This is a genomic window from Pseudomonas sp. CFBP 8772, from assembly GCF_014841665.1.
GTDB lineage: Bacteria > Pseudomonadota > Gammaproteobacteria > Pseudomonadales > Pseudomonadaceae > Aquipseudomonas > Aquipseudomonas graminis_B.
The window spans coordinates 684,452-700,742 of sequence record NZ_JACYUI010000001.1; the positions used below are offsets into that span (position 1 = coordinate 684,452).

12 protein-coding genes are annotated in these 16,291 nt (G+C 63.2%); 4 read left to right on the forward strand and 8 right to left on the reverse strand.

The features are described 5' to 3' along the window. Window positions 1-6 precede the first annotated feature (6 nt). The 4 genes from IFT99_RS02975 (at window position 7) to IFT99_RS02990 (ending at window position 4,019) form a co-directional block, all read left to right on the forward strand. The gene (locus IFT99_RS02975) at window positions 7-1,200 is read left to right on the forward strand and encodes a CaiB/BaiF CoA transferase family protein (RefSeq protein ID WP_065988930.1); all 1,194 of its coding nucleotides are present in this window, start codon (window positions 7-9) and stop codon (window positions 1,198-1,200) included. Further along, entirely contained in the window at window positions 1,197-2,135 is a 939-nt protein-coding gene (locus IFT99_RS02980) for a hydroxymethylglutaryl-CoA lyase (protein WP_192130380.1), read from the forward strand. Before IFT99_RS02975 ends, IFT99_RS02980 begins: the two co-directional genes overlap by 4 nt. Window positions 2,136-2,243: 108 nt before the next feature. After that, a complete protein-coding gene (locus tag IFT99_RS02985; RefSeq protein ID WP_192130381.1) occupies window positions 2,244-3,581 on the forward strand; it encodes an MFS transporter in 1,338 nt (445 codons plus the stop codon). A 57-nt stretch (window positions 3,582-3,638) separates the two neighbouring features. Then, entirely contained in the window at window positions 3,639-4,019 is a 381-nt protein-coding gene (locus IFT99_RS02990; RefSeq protein WP_192130382.1) for a VOC family protein, read from the forward strand. A 95-nt stretch (window positions 4,020-4,114) separates the two neighbouring features. On the opposite strand, the gene tssA is transcribed toward IFT99_RS02990, so the two are convergent. The 8 genes from tssA to tssJ all read right to left on the reverse strand — a co-directional run bounded on the left by tssA (window position 4,115) and on the right by tssJ (window position 16,290). Continuing rightward, window positions 4,115-5,215, reverse strand: a complete 1,101-nt coding sequence (gene tssA / locus IFT99_RS02995; RefSeq protein WP_065988934.1) for a type VI secretion system protein TssA — start codon at window positions 5,213-5,215, stop codon at window positions 4,115-4,117. 101 nt (window positions 5,216-5,316) lie between these two features. Next, window positions 5,317-5,835 carry an Hcp family type VI secretion system effector gene (locus IFT99_RS03000; protein WP_065988935.1) on the reverse strand — a complete coding sequence of 173 codons (519 nt, stop codon included), beginning with the start codon at window positions 5,833-5,835 and terminating at the stop codon, window positions 5,317-5,319. Between the two features lie 159 nt (window positions 5,836-5,994). Continuing rightward, on the reverse strand, window positions 5,995-8,490 hold the full coding sequence (gene tssM / locus IFT99_RS03005; protein WP_192130383.1) for a type VI secretion system membrane subunit TssM: 2,496 nt from the start codon (window positions 8,488-8,490) through the stop codon (window positions 5,995-5,997). Further along, window positions 8,487-9,413, reverse strand: a complete 927-nt coding sequence (gene tagF, locus IFT99_RS03010) for a type VI secretion system-associated protein TagF (protein ID WP_065988937.1) — start codon at window positions 9,411-9,413, stop codon at window positions 8,487-8,489. Before tagF ends, tssM begins: the two co-directional genes overlap by 4 nt. A 79-nt stretch (window positions 9,414-9,492) precedes the next feature. Next, a complete protein-coding gene (locus tag IFT99_RS03015; protein ID WP_192130384.1) occupies window positions 9,493-13,431 on the reverse strand; it encodes a type VI secretion protein IcmF/TssM N-terminal domain-containing protein in 3,939 nt (1,312 codons plus the stop codon). A 30-nt stretch (window positions 13,432-13,461) separates the two neighbouring features. Further along, on the reverse strand, window positions 13,462-14,259 hold the full coding sequence (gene icmH, locus IFT99_RS03020) for a type IVB secretion system protein IcmH/DotU (RefSeq protein WP_192130385.1): 798 nt from the start codon (window positions 14,257-14,259) through the stop codon (window positions 13,462-13,464). Further along, window positions 14,256-15,599: a type VI secretion system baseplate subunit TssK gene (gene tssK / locus IFT99_RS03025; protein WP_192130386.1), complete on the reverse strand. Its 1,344-nt coding sequence runs from the start codon at window positions 15,597-15,599 to the stop codon at window positions 14,256-14,258. The genes icmH and tssK overlap by 4 nt, the downstream gene beginning before the upstream one ends. Next, window positions 15,592-16,290, reverse strand: a complete 699-nt coding sequence (gene tssJ / locus IFT99_RS03030) for a type VI secretion system lipoprotein TssJ (RefSeq protein WP_446731113.1) — start codon at window positions 16,288-16,290, stop codon at window positions 15,592-15,594. Before tssJ ends, tssK begins: the two co-directional genes overlap by 8 nt. Between the last annotated feature and the right edge of the window lies 1 nt (window position 16,291).

Consider the following 16,291-nt stretch of genomic DNA (forward strand, 5'->3'; position numbering starts at 1 on the left):
ACCGCTATGACAGGCCCCCTTCAAGGCGTGCGCGTCATTGAAATTGGCACGCTGATCGCTGCTCCCTTCGCCGCCCGCCTGCTGGGCGAGTTCGGTGCCGAAGTGATCAAAATCGAATCCATGGGGCAGGGCGATCCGCTTCGTAAATGGCGAAAGCTGCACGAAGGCACTTCGCTGTGGTGGTACCTGCAGTCGCGCAACAAGAAATCCCTTTCGCTGAACCTCAAATCGCCCGAAGGCATCGACATCGTCAAGCGGCTGGCTGAAAGCGCGGACGTGTTGATCGAAAACCTGCGGCCCGGCGCGCTGGAAAAACTGGGGCTGGGCTGGGACGTGCTCCACGCGTTGAACCCCAAACTCACCCTCGTGCGCATTTCCGGCTACGGTCAGTCCGGGCCCTACCGCGATCGCCCCGGCTTCGGCGCCATCGGCGAAGCCATGGGCGGCATCCGCTACACCACCGGCACCCCCGGGTCGCCGCCGGCGCGGGTCGGGGTCAGTTTGGGCGATTCGCTGGCCTCGATGCACGCGGTGATGGGCGCGCTGATGTCGCTGTTGCGGGTCAAGACCGGCCAGGGCGACGGCCAGGTGGTCGATGTGTCCCTGGCCGAAAGCGTGTTCAACGTCATGGAAAGCCTGGTGCCGGAATACGACATGCTCGGCCACGTCCGTGAACGCAGTGGCGGCGCGCTGCCGGGCATTGCACCGTCCAACACCTACCCGACCGCCGACGGCGCCTACGTGGTCATCGCCGGCAACAGCGACCCGATCTTCAAACGCCTGATGCAGACCATTGGCCGCGCCGATCTGGCCGAGGCCCCCGAGTTCGCCCACAACGACGGCCGCGCCGCCCAGAGCGACAGGCTCGATGGGGCGATCAGCGCGTGGTCGTCGGCCTTGCCCATTGACGCGGTGCTCAAGGCGCTGGAGCAGGCGGAGGTGCCGGCGGGACGGATCTATAACGTCGCGGACATCGTCGCCGACCCGCATTACCAGGCGCGCGGGATGATTCTCGACGCCGATCTGCCCGGCGGGGCCACGGTGAAGATGCCAGGCATCGTGCCGAAACTCTCGGAAACCCCAGGCTCGGTGAACTGGCAAGGCCCCGCGCTCGGGCAGCACACCGACAGCGTGCTCGGCGAGCTGGGCATCAGCGCCGCCGACATTGCCCAGCTCAAGCACAGCGGGGTGGTGCAATGATCACCGACTTCTCCCAGCGCCTGATCGTGCAGGAAGTGTCGCCGCGCGACGGTTTGCAGATCGAGCCGACGTGGGTGGACACCGCTGACAAGATCGCCTTGATCGACCAACTTTCTCTCGCCGGTTTCAGCCGCATCGAAGCCGGTTCCTTTGTTTCCCCCAAAGCCATTCCTGCCTTGCGTGACGGGGATGAGGTGTTCCGTGGCATCCGGCGCCAGCCCTGCGTGACCTACGTCGCCTTGATTCCCAACCTGCGCGGTGCCCAGCGGGCCCTCGACGCAGGTGCCGATGAGCTGAATCTGGTGATGTCCGCCAGCCAGACCCACAACCGGGCGAACATGCGTATGGGCTGCGAACAGTCCCTGGCGGCCTTTGCCGACGTGGTCTCGCTGGCGTCGGGCACTGGCCTGAGCCTGAACGGCTCCATCGCCACCACGTTCGGTTGCCCGTTCGAGGGCCGCATTGATGAAGACCGGGTGCTGGAAATTGTCGACGCCTATCTGGCGTTGGGCATGCACGGCATCTCCCTGGCCGACACCACCGGCATGGCCAACCCCCGTCAGGTGTTTGCGCTGGTGCAGCGGGTGCTGAGCCGTGTCCCGGCATCGGCGCTCACGCTGCATTTTCACAACACTCGCGGGCTGGGGCTGAGCAATGTGCTGGCGGCTTACGAAGCGGGGGCGCGGCGGTTTGATGCATCGCTGGGCGGGCTCGGTGGCTGCCCGTTTGCACCGGGCGCCTCGGGCAATATCTGCACCGAGGACCTGGTGAATCTGTGCGATGAAATGGGCATCGAGACGGGCATCGATTTGCCACATCTGCTCACGCTGTCCCGCCGTTTACCGGCCCTGCTGGGCCATGAAATGCCGGGGCAGGTCGCCAAGGCCGGACGCAACCGTGATCTGCACCCGGCGCCGGAAAACCTGCCCGGTTAGCGCGCCACCCGTACCGGTTTCCCCGACAAACGCGCACGCTCCGCTGCGTGCGCGTCCAGACAACAAAAACAATAGGGCTCTCTCAGAGAGTCGATCTGGAGTATCGCAATGACCGTCTCTGTTCTGACCCCGAACAGCAGCCTCGCCGAGGTTGTGAGTGCCGAAAAGGCATTGATCCGCAAAGTCGCGTGGCGCCTGATGCCGTTGATCATGGTCTGCTACCTGTTCGCATTTTTTGATCGCATCAACATCAGCTTCGCCAAGTTCCAGCTGCAAACCGATTTGAGCCTGAGCGACACCGCGTACGGGCTGGGTGCGAGCCTGTTCGTGATCGGCTACGTGCTGTTCGAAGTGCCGAGCAACATCATGCTTTACAAGGTCGGGGCGCGGCGCTGGATTGCCCGCATCATGATGTCGTGGGGCATCGCCACGGCGCTGATGGTCTTCGTCACCGCCGAATGGCAGTTCTATGTGCTGCGTTTCATCATCGGCGCCATGGAAGCGGGTTTCGCACCGGGGGTGCTGTTTTACCTGACGCTGTGGTTCCCGCAGACCTACCGGGGACGCATCACGTCAATTCTGTTCCTGGCCTCGGCGTTCGCCGGGCTGCTGGGCGCACCGGTCTCGGGGCTGGTGCTCGGTCATATGGACGGCGTGATGCAGTTGCGCGGCTGGCACTGGCTGTTCCTGCTCGGCGGGCTGCCGTGCATTGCCCTGGGTTTTGCGGTGCTGAAGCTGCTCAAGGACCGTGTCGCGGACGCGCACTGGCTGACCGACGCCGAGAAGACGTATCTGTCGAGTCGCATCGCGCAGCATGAGCCGAACAAGCACGGCGGCTCGCTGCTGACCGCGCTGAAAATGCCGGGCTTCCTGATGCTCGGGCTGATTTATTTCCTGATTCAGGTGGCGTCCTATGGCCTGAACTTCTGGGCGCCGCAGCTGATTCGCAGCGCGGGCGTCGAAAGCCCGGTGATCATCGGGCTGCTCACGGCCATCCCGTACATCTTCGGCGCCATCAGCATGATCGTGGTCGGACGCCTGTCGGACGCCAGCGGTGAACGCCGCAAATTCGTCTGCGGGCTGATGGTGCTTGGGGCCATCGGCTTCTTTAGCGCCGGTTTCTTTGCCCAGCACACCAGCCTGTTGATCGTCTCCCTGGCCATGCTCGGCGGCGGGATTGTCGCCGCCATTCCGGCCTTCTGGACCCTGCCGCCCAAGCTGTTGGCGGGCGCAGGTGCCGGCGCGGCGGGCGGCATTGCGCTGATCAACACCCTGGGGCAGTTCGGCGGCATCGTCAGCCCGGTGATGGTCGGCGGGATCAAGGACCTCACCGGCACCACGACGCCTGCGCTCTACGTCATCGGCGTCAGCAGCCTGATCGCGGCGAGCCTGTTAATGTGGGCATTGCCGCAGAAGCTGAGAACGCTGGACAAGAACGACCACTGAGGTCGGTGCCGAAAGACTGCCTGACGGTCGACCTCATTAGCCCACGGAGCGCACGCAATGATTGATCACCTCGACCATCTGGTTCTGACCACTGTGGACGTGGAGGCCTGCAAGGATTTCTACGTCCGCGTCATGGGCATGCAGCTGGAAACCTTCGGCAGCGGCCGCCTGGCGTTCCGCTTTGGCAACCAGAAGATCAACGTTCACGAGCGCGGTCACGAGTTCGAACCCAAGGCCCACCTGCCGGTGCCCGGCGCGCTGGACCTGTGCTTCATCGCCAGCCAGGGCCTCGACGCGGTGATTGCGCACCTGCAGGCGCAGCAGTGGCCCATCGTCGAAGGGCCGGTTCAGCGCACCGGCGCGACAGGGCCGATTCGCTCGGTTTACGTGCGTGATCCCGATCTCAACTTGATCGAGATTTCCGAATTGATGGGCTGACAGTGCTGTTCGCTCTCTCAGGATCCGCGTCTGCCTGTAACCACTGCGGCGAAGTCAGTTTTGAGGAGGGCGCGGTTGCCCGTCAGGGTTTTGTGTCAGCCCTTCGGCTCTTTCGTGCCCAGCACGTCGCGGATGCTGTCGACCACGTTGCTGTCCTTGATGACGTCGCTGAGCCAGCCTTCCAGGGGCATGTTGCCCCATTTGATCGCGCGTTCGATCAGGTACGGCACCGGGCTTTGCGGCTCGGTCTGTTTGAAGAACTGGGCGACGCCGGCGAGCATCGTAAAGGCTTCGTCGCGGGTAAGCGGCGTGGTGCGCAAGGGCGCTGACGCGGTGTCTTTCACGGTGATGGTCATGGCAGGCCCCGCAGCGGGTTGATCGGCCGGTTCGGCGACAGGCTCGGCGGTCGGTTGGGCAGGCGCGGGATTGATTTCCACGCCGCGGTCCTTGAGCAGTTTTTCAGCCAGTTGCGCGGCGCGGGAAAGGATCTCGCTCAGGCCGGCAAAGCTCGGTGCTTCGCTGCCGAACAGGCGATCGGCTGTGTCCTGCAATTGCCGGCAGGCCTGCAGGCTGTCGGTGATTTCCGAGGCCTTGCGCAGGAAGTGCTCGGTGTCGGTCAGCACCACGGAACGCTGAAAGATCTCCGCGTTGATCTTGCCTTCGTCCAGCGCGATGCGCATGGCCTGCGGGTTTTGCAGCGCCAGGTTCTCGATGTGCCGGGACTCGTCGTAGCGCAGCAGGCCGAACTGATCGCCCTGGGTGATCGGCAGTCCCCCCACAACATCGGCCAGGGTGGTCTTCAGCCAGGCCAGGCGGGCGGCGCGCTCTTCCAGGCCTTCGTCCAGCGCCGGGAACAGGTCATCCCAGAAGCGTTCGAGAATCCGCTCGGCCAGGGTCAGGCCGAAGGTGATGCCGACGAAGTGGTATTTGTGCGCCAGGGCTTCACTGAGCCAGGCGACCAGCATCAGGTCCTTGCTCTGCTGAGCAAGGCCTTGTGCAGCCAGGGTGATCGTCAGGTCCCAATCCGAGGATTTCAGATCGGTCTGCCAGTCACCCTGGGTCAAGTAATCAGGGTCCGCTCGACGAGCTTCCTTGACGTTGTCGAACAGCGTGGAAAAGCTCAGGTCTTCGCCGCTTCCTCCATTGATCGGCGCTGTCAGTTCGGTCAGTGAAAGGTCGTTGAGAAATTCAGACATGGTCAACTCGGGATAAGAAAAAAGAACACCGCGTCGATCCAGCCGACGCGGTGTTGAATACGGTCCGCTGCCCCAGGCAACGGACCGCTGTGACTACTCGATCAAGCGAAAACCTTGTTGGCCGTACGGTCCCAACCGCCGGTGACGTTACCGCCACCCTGGCCATCGGCACGGCTTTGTTGGGTGTAGGTGGTTTTGATGCGAGCGAAGTTGAAGCTGATTTCTTCGATCGGCAGGTCGCTGACGGCTTTGTCTTCGCCATCCTGACTGCCACCGGCAACGGCCTTGACCGACGACACTACAACCTCTTCCAGGTTGATGGTCAGGTAGGTCAGCTTGTCGCCGCCCGCACGGTTGACGTTCAGCTGGATCTTGGCGATGTGAGTGCCTTTGCAGCACGCTTCGAACAGCTTCGCAGAGGCCTTGTCGACCGCTTTGCGGATGCTGAAATCGCTCAGTGCAACGCGCTCGGAGGACGCACCGCCCGAAGAGCTGGCAGTCGCCGACGTCGCTTGGGTGGCGCCGTACTCGTAGCCGAGTACTTCAATCCAGTCCTTGTGCTTGTCATCCAGAACTTCGCCTGGAATGCCGTCGATCTGAATATATGCGTCAAATGCCATTTCTTGATTCTCCTTTCTTGCAGGTTGGGGCCAGCCGTCCAGCGGCCGGATCACGCCCCTTGATTTGACCCCTTTGAAGATTCAAAAGGATCGGTTGCCGCTGCCCGGGCCTTCATACAACAGGCCCGGGCGCCGGGTTCTTCAGGTGCCTGCGCGCAATCAGTTGAGCGCACGCACCTCGATTTCTACGCGTCGGTTCGGCTCCAGGCACTGGATCAACTGCGCACGCGGCTGCTGCATGTCGCACTTGACCAGCGGCTTCTCGCTGCCTTCGCCGACGGCTTCCACCAGCTCGGCGGGCACGCCCTTGCCGACCAGGTAGGTCTTGATGGTTTGCGCCCGCTGCCTGGACACCTGCAGATTGCCCTGTCGGTCGCCGAGCTGGTCGGCGTGACCGGCGATGACGATCTTGCCGATGTTCGGCGTGCTCAGCAGCTTGCCGGCAATGGCGCTCAGCTGACTCTGGCCCTCGGTTTTCAGGCTCTGGAAATCGGCACGGCCGAAGGCGAACAGGGTGTCCGATTCCAGGGTGATGGTCTCGATGGAGCGCAGCGATTGCGAGAGCAGGCTGTTGATGTAATTGCGCGAGCTGGAGGTCAGGAACGCGTTGTCGAGAATTCTCGGCACGTCGGGTTCGTGGATCTGGTCGCTGTAGAAGTTGACCTGGCGGCTGGCGAGCTCGTAGTCCGTGCCCGAGTTCGTCGCAGCGCCCGTCGCGCCGATGGTTTTGCCGGTCTGTTTGGCGATGGCCGGGTACCAGTAGTCCGGGATCTTCGCCTTGAGGAAGGCCGGGTCGGCTTTCTCTCGCTGGGAGCGCGAGAGCTGAACGTAGGTCTCCAGGGTGGCCTTGCCGAAGTCGGCGATCGACTGCGCGCGGTTGTCGTTGGGCAGGGCGCGCGGCTCGACGCTGTCAACGCCGGTCACCGGCATCAGGTCCTTGGCGTTGCGCTGATAGACCTTGATCGTGGTCAGCAGGTACAGCGAGCGGGTGAGGTTGTCGGCGGTCGGCTTGAGCATGACCGTTTCCAGCCGGTTGAAGTAACGCGCGCGCACCAGCGGCTCGACGTTATAGCCCTGATAAAGGCCCAGACGCAGGCGCAGCGGCACGCCCTGATCGTGGTGCCTGGCGTAGTAATCGGCGGTCTGGAGGCGCAGACGGTCCAGGGTTTGCCAGTCGGTGTACTGCGCCGGCGTCCGATCGTCCTGGGCCGCAGCGGCGGTCAGTTCAGACGACAGCGTCTGTATCTCGCTTTTGTTGTTCCAGTACGACCAGCCCCACGCGCCGCACAGCAGCAGCGCAATCAGGCTGGCGCCGCCGACCCACGCGGCCTTGCGACGGCGTTCGCGAACATTGCTGGTGTACAGCGCGACCAGATGCTGGTCGGGAATGATCACCTTGCGGAACAGGCTGTTGATGAACAGCGGCTGCGGCTGGGCGTGGCCGCTGGCAGCGGACTGCTCGGCCTCCAGGGAGAAGCGCTCGCTGACCTGACGGGTGTGGCCGCCCAACTCGGGCGCATCGGCATCCAGCGCGCTGGTGAAGTAGAAGCCGCGCAGCAGCTCGGCATGCTGGTACGGATTGGCGCGCAGCAGGGCGTCGACGAACAGTTGCAGCCGAGGCTTGAGCGCGGCGAGTTCCAGCGGGAACCGATACACCGCCGAATCCCGGCGGGTGATCTGAATGTCCTGCAACACCAGTTGCTGGCTGGCAACTTCTTTCCAGTAGTTGACCAGTTCGTCCATGGCCACGCCGAAACGCTGGGCCCAGTCGGTTTTTTCATAGTCTTTGTGGGTGAAGGTCTTGCCCATCACTTCGCCACGGGCCACCTCGTCGAGCTGGCGATAAAACGGCGCGAAGCCCGGCACCAGGTCGCATTTGGTAAAGACCAGGTAAATCGGCAGGCGCACTTCCAGCAGCGAATAGGTTTCCTGAAGGCGTTCACGCAGGCGCTTGGCCAGACGTTCCTGATCTTCCAGCGAGGCCTGGAGGATGTCGTGGATGCTCACCGTCACGATCAGCCCGTTGAGCGGACGACGCTGGCGGTGCTGGCGCAGCAGCTGCAGGAAACCGCGCCATTTCCCGGCTTCTTCCTGATCGGTCATGTAGCGCCCGGCGGTGTCCAGCAGCACCGCTTCGGAACTGAAGAACCAGTCGCAATTGCGCGTGCCGCCCAGCCCGGCGACCCGAACGCCTTCTCGCTCGGCGTACGGGAAGTTCAGGCCGGATTGATAAAGCATGGTGCTCTTGCCGGCGGCGGGCTGACCGACCACCAGATACCACGGCAGGGCGTACAGCGCGTCCTTGGCACGGGTGCCGTTGGGGGTGTTGCTGCGCAGGCGATCGATGCTTTGCAGCAGGCGTTCGCGTAGCAGACTGACCTCTTCACGGTCCGCCGGGCTTGCGTTCAACACCGCTTGATCGGCGTCGTCGCGCAGCACGCCTTCGAGGTTGTGCTGCCGCGAGTTGCTCCTGTAGAGATACAGCACGTAGCCGATCGAGAGCAGCAGAAAGACAGCGATGCCGGTCAGCAGGCTGCCCAGGGAACTGAAGTCCAGCGCGCGGCCCAGCCCCCAGACAATGAAGATCGTCAGGAAGAAACAGATCCCCAGAATGTAGGGTTGGTAGCGCAGCAGGTAATACTTGAGCTTGTTCATACGGACTTCACATCCAGCGCGTCGACACAACGGTCGATGACGTCAAAAAGGGGGCGATCGGTGTCAGGAAACTCAGGCGGCCGGTGGTGTTCGTCGAATGCCGCGAAGTCCGCCAGTACGTCGTAATGCTCAGGCCGCTCGGTCGGGTCGGCCAGCACCGTGTACAGGCCGGTGTTGCTGCGGGACGGGAAGCACAACAGTTTGGGCCGCATAAAGTCGTCGGCCAGCACGCTGACCTGGGGCGACACACGGCCGGTTTTCATCCGCGTCAGCCAGTCGATCCAGAGGTCCGCTGTCGGGTTTTTCAAGCCGCGTTCAGCGGGCAGCGGCAGGCTGATGCCCAGCGCTTGAGCGTGGTTCAGCGGGCGGCGCAATGCATTCAATCGGGTCAGTACGGCGTTGGTGACGAACTCCGGGTAGGCCTGTTCCAGCGCCGTGGCGATGTCCCGCAGGTTGAAGTTGCGCAGGAACTTCTCGTGCACTTGGCGGAACAACGCGAAGTCCTGACCCTGCAACGGGCGCAGGGCCTTGATCCGTTCGAACAGCACCGCCGCCTGCTCGCCCTGGGCACCGAGGTGCAGCAACGGTTTGATCTGCGCGCAGAACAACTCGCTCAAGGTGAACGGGTTGACCAGCGGCTCGCCATCGCCTGCCTTCACGGTCTGGAAGATGAACAGCGGGTAGCGCCGCTGGCTGGAGTCCATCGAACTGACCAGACCGCCCAGCAGCCAGTTGCCCGAGCGCGCGCGGTACGAGAAGAAGCACACCGGCAGGCGATCGAATCGCGCCTGCCAGTCGTCCTCCGCATGAATCGCCGCGAGCGACGCCTGCAGCCAGCCGTCGAATTCACACACGTCATCCGCGGCGCCGTGCAGGCTGATGAAGTCCGCGCTCGACGGCAGCTTGCCGAAGCAGCCGATCATCGACGGCGCTCCCGACCGTTCACCAGCCCGCCCTCAACCCCGCCTTCAGGGCCGCGTTCAACCACCCGCGCAACCCTCATCACTTGGCCGATCCTTCCGCCACGAACTTGGACGGCGAGTTCAGCGCGCTCAGGGATTTGACGTTGGCCAGGTCGGTCAGCTTGACGCCGCCGTAGTTGCGCACCGCGAGGCTGACCTGACCATTGGCGGTGTTCCAGCTGAAGCGTTGCTGGATGCCGTCGAGGTCATCAACCCGCGCGCTGTCGTTCATGCGCAACAGGCCCCAGCGACCGGGGTAGTCGAACACGGTGATGCGTTCGCCAGTCAGCGTCACCACGTCAAGACGTGCGCCCGGTGCGGTGGTGGTGCCCGGCCAGGAGAAACGGCTCCAGCTGGTTTTGCCGTTGCGGTAATGCTGCACCTGACCGTCGAGGGTGAAGATGATGTCGGTGAAGAACCCCGACGGCTCCAGCATGATTTCGAAGCCGTTTTCCTTGTCCGACAGGCTGGCGATGACTTGGCCCAGGGAGCTGGCCTTGTCGATGCTGGTGACCATGTTCGGGTTCACCAACGGTGCGGCCTTGGCGCCGCTGCTCATGCCCAGGCCTTCACCGCCGGACAGGTTACCGATTTCGTTGCGCTTGAAGTTCGGCAGCAGGCCGGACTCGGGGTCGACGAAACGCTGCAGGTCTTTTACCGACGCTTCGTTGCGGCTGCCGGCGGCGATCGGATAACGGTGCGCCATGACTTGCTCCCACGGCTTGGCGATCTGCTGTGCCCAGGCCTTGGCGATCTGCTGGCCGGCCGGGTCGCGCAGGGTTTCCCAGGCGAACTGGATCGGCAGGCTGAACAGGCCCTGCAGCGATTCCGACAGGCTGCCCCGGCTGGTGTCCACCGTGGTCTCGACGTAGTTGCGCACGTTGGTGACTTCGCTCGGCTGACCTTCGAGGGTTTCGCTGATCAGTTGCTTGCTGCTCTTGCCGACGTCCTGGGAGCGCTGAATGTTGTTCATCCGCACTTTCAGTTTGCGCAGCGCCGCCAGGTAGCGATCCATGATGGTGCTGTCGGCGCCTTCGGCGTTCTGCGTCGCGAAGACCCGCGACACCGGCTCGAAGCGCTGGGCCAGGCTGCCGTCGTCCACCGCCGGCAGCGGCGAGAGCATGGCGGCGGTCGGCACTTGAGGGCCGCTGACCAGGCCGGTGACTTTGCTCCAGAAATCATCGGGCTTCGGCGTGCCGGCCTGTTGATTGACCTGGGGCGCGGGCACGTCCCACTGGGTGTTGTCGTTGACCCCGGACAGCAGGATTTTCACCGGCGAGTTCTGCACGTCGCTCAACAACGACAGCTGTTGCGTGGCGTTGGCCATGTCGGTGAAGTGGCGCACGCCAACGCTGCTCAGCAAGGTGTACCAGGACTGCGCGTAGTCACGCTTGTAGCGGGCCATGAACTCGCGCATGAAGTTGGCTTTCTGAATGATGCTATCGCCGCCGTCGCCGTCCAGAACCCAGTCGGACTCGTTGCGCAGGTTGCTCGACATCAGCTTGATCAGCTCGGGTTTGACGAAACCGTCCCAGCCCTGGCGGGTGAAGATCGCCGGCACCGCTTCGCTGCCGTAGAGCAACTGTCGGCCGGGCAATGGCACCAGCTCGTTGAGGCCCACGGCCGGGAACTGGCGACTGGCTTCCAATTGCAGGCGCAGGTATTCACGGTCCACCAGCGAGCTGGAAATCATGAACGACTTGAGGCTCTTGCGGGTTTCTTCGACCAGTTGATCGTTGCGGGGCAGGGCAGGGGCCTGTCCGGTCTTGAGTAACTGCACGTACATCGGCACGTTGTCGGCGATGACCTCATCGCTGACCGGGCTGTCTGCCGAAGCGGTGTTGCTCCAGGCGACGGGCAAGGCGGCGCTGACGAATTCCGGGTCCGAGTGGACACTCGGTTGGGTCAGCATCAGGTACAGCTTGAGCGAGTTGTAGGACTCGATGATCGAGGCGACTTGCTGCTCATCCAGGCGGCCAAGCATTTCTTCGGACAACGACAGCCCGCCGGTGGTGGCCGACAGTTCTGCTGCGTCACTGGCCGTGGCCGGGTTGCGCAGATCGGCAAGCGCCGCCTCGCGGGTCTTGGTCACGTTGCTGCGCACGGCGCCTTTCAGACGACTGCCGACATCACCGACGCTGCGCGGAATGCTGCTCAAGCTGGGTTTGCCGGTGTTGGCGGCAAAACTGCGCACGCCGCGATCGGCCAGCTTCTGGCCCTTATCGTTTTTGCTGCCCGGCTTGCCACCTGATTTGCTGGCCGTGGCAGCGAGTTCGTTCTGAGGGTCCACGGATTTGGTGAACTCATTGAACGCGCGCATCTGCATTTGCAGCTTCAGCGCCACCGGCTCAAGGGCCTGGCTGCGCAGTTGTTGGAGATAGGCCGTTTGCGCGGCGGCAAAGATCTCGTCACCGCGGTACAGGCCGGCACTCAGTTGCAGCGGCACGCCTTTGGCGCGGTGTTTTTCGATCAGCGCCAGCTCATTGCGCAGCAGCTCCAGGCCTTCGCCTGCCGCCATGCGCTGGGCACGATCGGGGGCATCGCTCAGCTCGGTCAGCTTGTCTTGCAGGGCACCGATCCATTCGCGGTTGTGCTGAAACGACAGCGCTTGCCAGCCGATGAAACCCAGGCCGGCGAGGACCGCAGCGGCGAGGACCACCGGGGTCATTGACGTGTCGCGGCCATCGCGGGACTGGTACGAGGTCAGCGCGCGATCGGGGAAGATCACCCGGCGGAAGGTGTCGGTGATGAAGTAGCTGCGGTCGCCGGTCTTCCTGCCGCCCGCTTGCGCCAGATGGGCGCCTTCGTGTGCCGGCTGCAGGGCAAAGGCCTCGGCCAGATCGTCGTCGAACACCTGGCTCAGCTGCTGAGCGGTCTGCAACGCGCTGGTGAAATACAGGCCGCGCAGCAGCAACGGGCTGCCGTGGCTGGCCGGCTGGGTGAAGTGTTCGAGGAACGGCACCAGCACGCCCGACAGATCGGCGAAGTAATTGGGGAAGTTGAGCAACGCGCTGTTGGCGTCGGAACCGAGCCTGATCATCTGCGCATCGACGTGACGCTGCACGCCGTTGTGCAGATTCTTCAGCTTGCCGTCGAGGACCGTCTTCAAGCCCTGGCTGCGGATTTCCGACAGCGCAAACGTCATGCCCAGCGGTTGCTGACGCTCGTTCAGGTCCAGGCCGTCGAAAGCCTGATTAAAGCCCGGCAACTGGTCGGTCTTGCTCAGCATCAGGTAGATCGGCGGGTGGGCGTCAAGGCTGCGGCTGTATTCCTCGATCCGCGCGACCAGCTGGATCGCCATTTCCGCACGTTCATGGGCCGTTGCCGCCAGCAGTTCAGGCAGGCTGACCACCAGCACCAGACCATTGATGGCGGTTTTCTTGCGCTGCTTTTTCAGCAGTTGCAGGAATGCGGTGAATTCGCTCGCCGACTGGTCGTCGTTCAGGTAACGGCCGGCCGTGTCGATCAGCACCGCTTCAGGGCTGAAGTACCAGTCGCAGTGGCGGGTGCCGCTTTCGCCACTGCTCTGGCCTCCGGCGGTGGTGGCCGACAGCCCCGAGCGGGTCAGCAGCGACGTCTTGCCGGCCGCTGACTGACCGATCACCAGGTACCACGGCAGCTCATACAGTGCCGACGAACCGCCGCCGCCTGCCGAGCGATCGGCGCGGAGCATGGTGATCGCGTGCTTGAGGCGGTCGCGCAGTACCTGCTGGTCGCGGAAATCGCCGTCGGCCGGCAATGAGCGGTCGACTTCATGGTGCACCAGACGCTCGAGATTGCGCTCCGCCGACATGCGCCGCAGCTGGCGCAATACGCCCACGAAGACGTAGAACGCGCTGACCACCAGCATGACTTGAAGCAGGTATTCCCGCGACCATTGGCTGCGCGCCGCAACGACCACGCACGCAACGAGACTCGCCAGCCACAGCGCGATGAGGATGAACCAGAAACTTTTTAGAGCGCGAAGTAGTGTTTTCATGTCTTCCTGACTCGCTTACCCGAGCAGTGCTCAGGCACTGAACAATTGGCTGATGTGTTCGGACAATAAGGCGACGTCCTTGCCCAGCAGCCAGTCCAGCGTCAGGTAAACCGCCAGACAGACCAGCGCGATTAACGCCAGGTAGACCCACACCGGCACCTCGTGGCGCAGCATCTGCGAGACCTGATCCGGCAGTGCCCAGTCCGGCGACAGCGCTTTGGGCGTCCTGCGATAACGGGCGATGTCCTGGCCGAGGGTGTTGGCCAGATAGCGCAGTTGATCCTTGCCTTCACCGACGCTGAATTTGCCTTCGAACCCCAGGGCCAGGCACAGGTGATACACCTCCAGCACGTCGAGGTTGCGCTTGACGTCGGCGCGCAGGGTTTCGATCTTGTCGAAGAAACCTTCGCCGGCCAGGTGCACCCCGAAGTGGCGGAACTGCAGCGGCGACACTTCGATGTGCCGGCGCAGTACGTTGACTTTCTCGGCCGGCGCCGCCAGCGCAGCATGGGCTGAAGTGGGCGAAGCCTCGGCGTTTGCCACGACCGGCGCCTCGGGCATTTTGGCCCGCAGCACGCTTTCGTCGAGAAACGCGCACAACGCGTATTGCGTGTCCTTGACCTGCTCGACGCTGTAATTGGAGGCGCGGGCTTCTCGCTCCAGGGTCGCGAAGAAACTGTCGACGCTCTCCTCGAACGCGCGGACCGAGGTCACTTGACGGCCACGACGCAGGATCAGCGCCATGCTGATGAAGTCCTGCACGAGGTCTTTGAGGGTCGGTTTTGGCTGGTCGGCGGCCATGGCGCCTTGCATTACGGCTTCGCTCATTTGAGTACTGCCATCAGTTCAAGCTTGAGGTTGGTGAAAGCGCTGGGTGCGTAGAACGAGATCGCCTGGGCGCTCATCATGCGTTCGTAGACCCGGCCATGGGGTTCGATCGAGAAGTAGTGGTTGTCCAGACGCACTGGAATGGCGTTGGGCAGCCGTGTCGAATGGTTGAGCGTGGCGCCGGGCATGGCGCTGTTGACCACCACTTCGATGTCTTCCGGGGAGCCGACCTTGACCGCCCGTGGCACCAGTTCCAGCAGGCTGGAGCCGGGCATGTCGGCGTGCACGGAAATATAGAAATCGGCATCGACCAGTCGTGGGTCGTGCAGCTGACCCTGCCAGTACGAGGGCTTGGTCTGGGTCAGGTTGATGACGATGCACTGGTTCGGGATCACGTTGTCCAGCAGCGTGCGGATCATCTGGTCCAGCGTGACCAGCGACGCCGCCGGGTCGTGATGGTTGTACTCGGGGATGTCGTTGAGCTCGACGTCCAGCGAGAAGGTCAGCAAACCACCGGCCAGTTCTGCCAGGAACAGGTACAGACGCTCCGGGTGCAGGCGCGGGTGGGCCAGCAAGTGCGCCAGATTCGGGTACGCGCGGTTGACCGTGTTGAGCAACCAGAACAGCGTGACGTCGCTGGAACCGAACTCGGCGATCTGATCAGCACGTTCCCGGCGGCGGCCGGAGAGCGCCTTGCTCTTCGAGTGCAGGGCGCCGAGCAGACGCTTGCCCAGGCCGATCAGGGTTTCGTGGGTGCCCAGGTGCAAGGTCGGATGCACGAAGTGGGTGTCGAGACTGAAACCGCCGATGTTGTTGCGCGACAGCCGCGCGATCGGGCAATAGCTGTAGCCGTCCAGCGTGTCGCCATCGATCAGCATGACCACGTTCAGGCGCAGGCTGGTGATCTCGTTTTCCAGATCGCCTTCGTTGAGGTCGGGCAGGGTGTCGAACTGCTTGCGATATCGGCGCGCGCTTTTCTGCTCCTGGCCGTCTTCAACGTAATTGAGGCCGAACGGCTCAGGCAGTTTCAGGGCGGCGTAGACCTTGAAGTCATTGCCTTTGAGCAACTCGCGCAAATCCCGCGCCGCCGGCAGCGGATCGTGGCCCGGCGCATCGAACAGGCTGCCGTCCGGAAACACCAGCTTCAGCCGCTTGAATTGCAGCGAACCGCTGGCCAGCGCTTCTTCGTCGATCTGCATGACCTGCACACCCCAATGAAAGGGCGTGGCGCGCAGCGTCGATTCGCTCAACTGGTGCTGGTGGAATTCATCCTGGTACTGGAAGTGCTGTGGCAGAAGAAACATGCCTTCGGACCACATCACGCGGCTCTGCTTACTCATGAACGCCTTCCACTAATGAATCGAATTTTGATTGCGCGCCTTTCTGAGCGGAGTCGACCGCCGTGTCCTGGGCCTTTTGCACCGCCGCGTCCTGCACCTGTTGAGTCAGGGACGGATTGACTGCATTGGCGGCGGGCGCAGCCGTGGGCATGACGTTGCTTTTGGCGAACTGCGCTTCGGTCTGCGGCTTGTTCAGCACGTCATTGCCGCGCACCGCCAGCACGTGGTTGTTGTCGACCAGCACGCGCAGGCCGTCCGAGGAAAACCAGATGCCGTCCTTGCGCAGGGAGTTGGCATCGAAGGCGACTTTCCAGTGGCTCTTCTCGTCGGAGCGGAAGAACGCGGCGATGCCGACATAACCAGTGGCCGTGTTCAGCGGCCACTGGTCGATCTGGCCCATGCCCGGCAGCAGGGTGATTTCCTGGCTGTCGATGAGCGTGTTGCCAAGGGCCTGCTGCGGGTTGTCCCACAGCGAATCGGCGTCGATGGACGCAAAACGCTCCAGCGCCGTGAGCTGATAGACCCGCAGCACGACGGACAGCGGGCGGCCGCTTTCATCGGGGTTGAGCTGGTTACCGCCGTCGGCCGTCAGAATGACTTTTTCCTTGTCGCCGAACAGCATGTCACCGGCCCAGGTGTCATCGACGCGCTTGCTGGCGCGGTCGGTGATGCCGCAGGCGGTGAGCGCCATC

Coding starts and splice junctions, on each gene's coding strand:
- IFT99_RS02975 (WP_065988930.1), top strand. CDS start 7: ATGACAGGCCCCCTTCAAGGCGTGCGCGTCATTGAAATTGGCACGCTG.
- IFT99_RS02980 (WP_192130380.1), top strand. CDS start 1,197: ATGATCACCGACTTCTCCCAGCGCCTGATCGTGCAGGAAGTGTCGCCG.
- IFT99_RS02985 (WP_192130381.1), top strand. CDS start 2,244: ATGACCGTCTCTGTTCTGACCCCGAACAGCAGCCTCGCCGAGGTTGTG.
- IFT99_RS02990 (WP_192130382.1), top strand. CDS start 3,639: ATGATTGATCACCTCGACCATCTGGTTCTGACCACTGTGGACGTGGAG.
- tssA (WP_065988934.1), bottom strand. CDS start 5,215: ATGTCTGAATTTCTCAACGACCTTTCACTGACCGAACTGACAGCGCCG.
- IFT99_RS03000 (WP_065988935.1), bottom strand. CDS start 5,835: ATGGCATTTGACGCATATATTCAGATCGACGGCATTCCAGGCGAAGTT.
- tssM (WP_192130383.1), bottom strand. CDS start 8,490: ATGAACAAGCTCAAGTATTACCTGCTGCGCTACCAACCCTACATTCTG.
- tagF (WP_065988937.1), bottom strand. CDS start 9,413: ATGATCGGCTGCTTCGGCAAGCTGCCGTCGAGCGCGGACTTCATCAGC.
- IFT99_RS03015 (WP_192130384.1), bottom strand. CDS start 13,431: ATGAAAACACTACTTCGCGCTCTAAAAAGTTTCTGGTTCATCCTCATC.
- icmH (WP_192130385.1), bottom strand. CDS start 14,259: ATGAGCGAAGCCGTAATGCAAGGCGCCATGGCCGCCGACCAGCCAAAA.
- tssK (WP_192130386.1), bottom strand. CDS start 15,599: ATGAGTAAGCAGAGCCGCGTGATGTGGTCCGAAGGCATGTTTCTTCTG.
- tssJ (WP_446731113.1), bottom strand. CDS start 16,290: ATGGCGCTCACCGCCTGCGGCATCACCGACCGCGCCAGCAAGCGCGTC.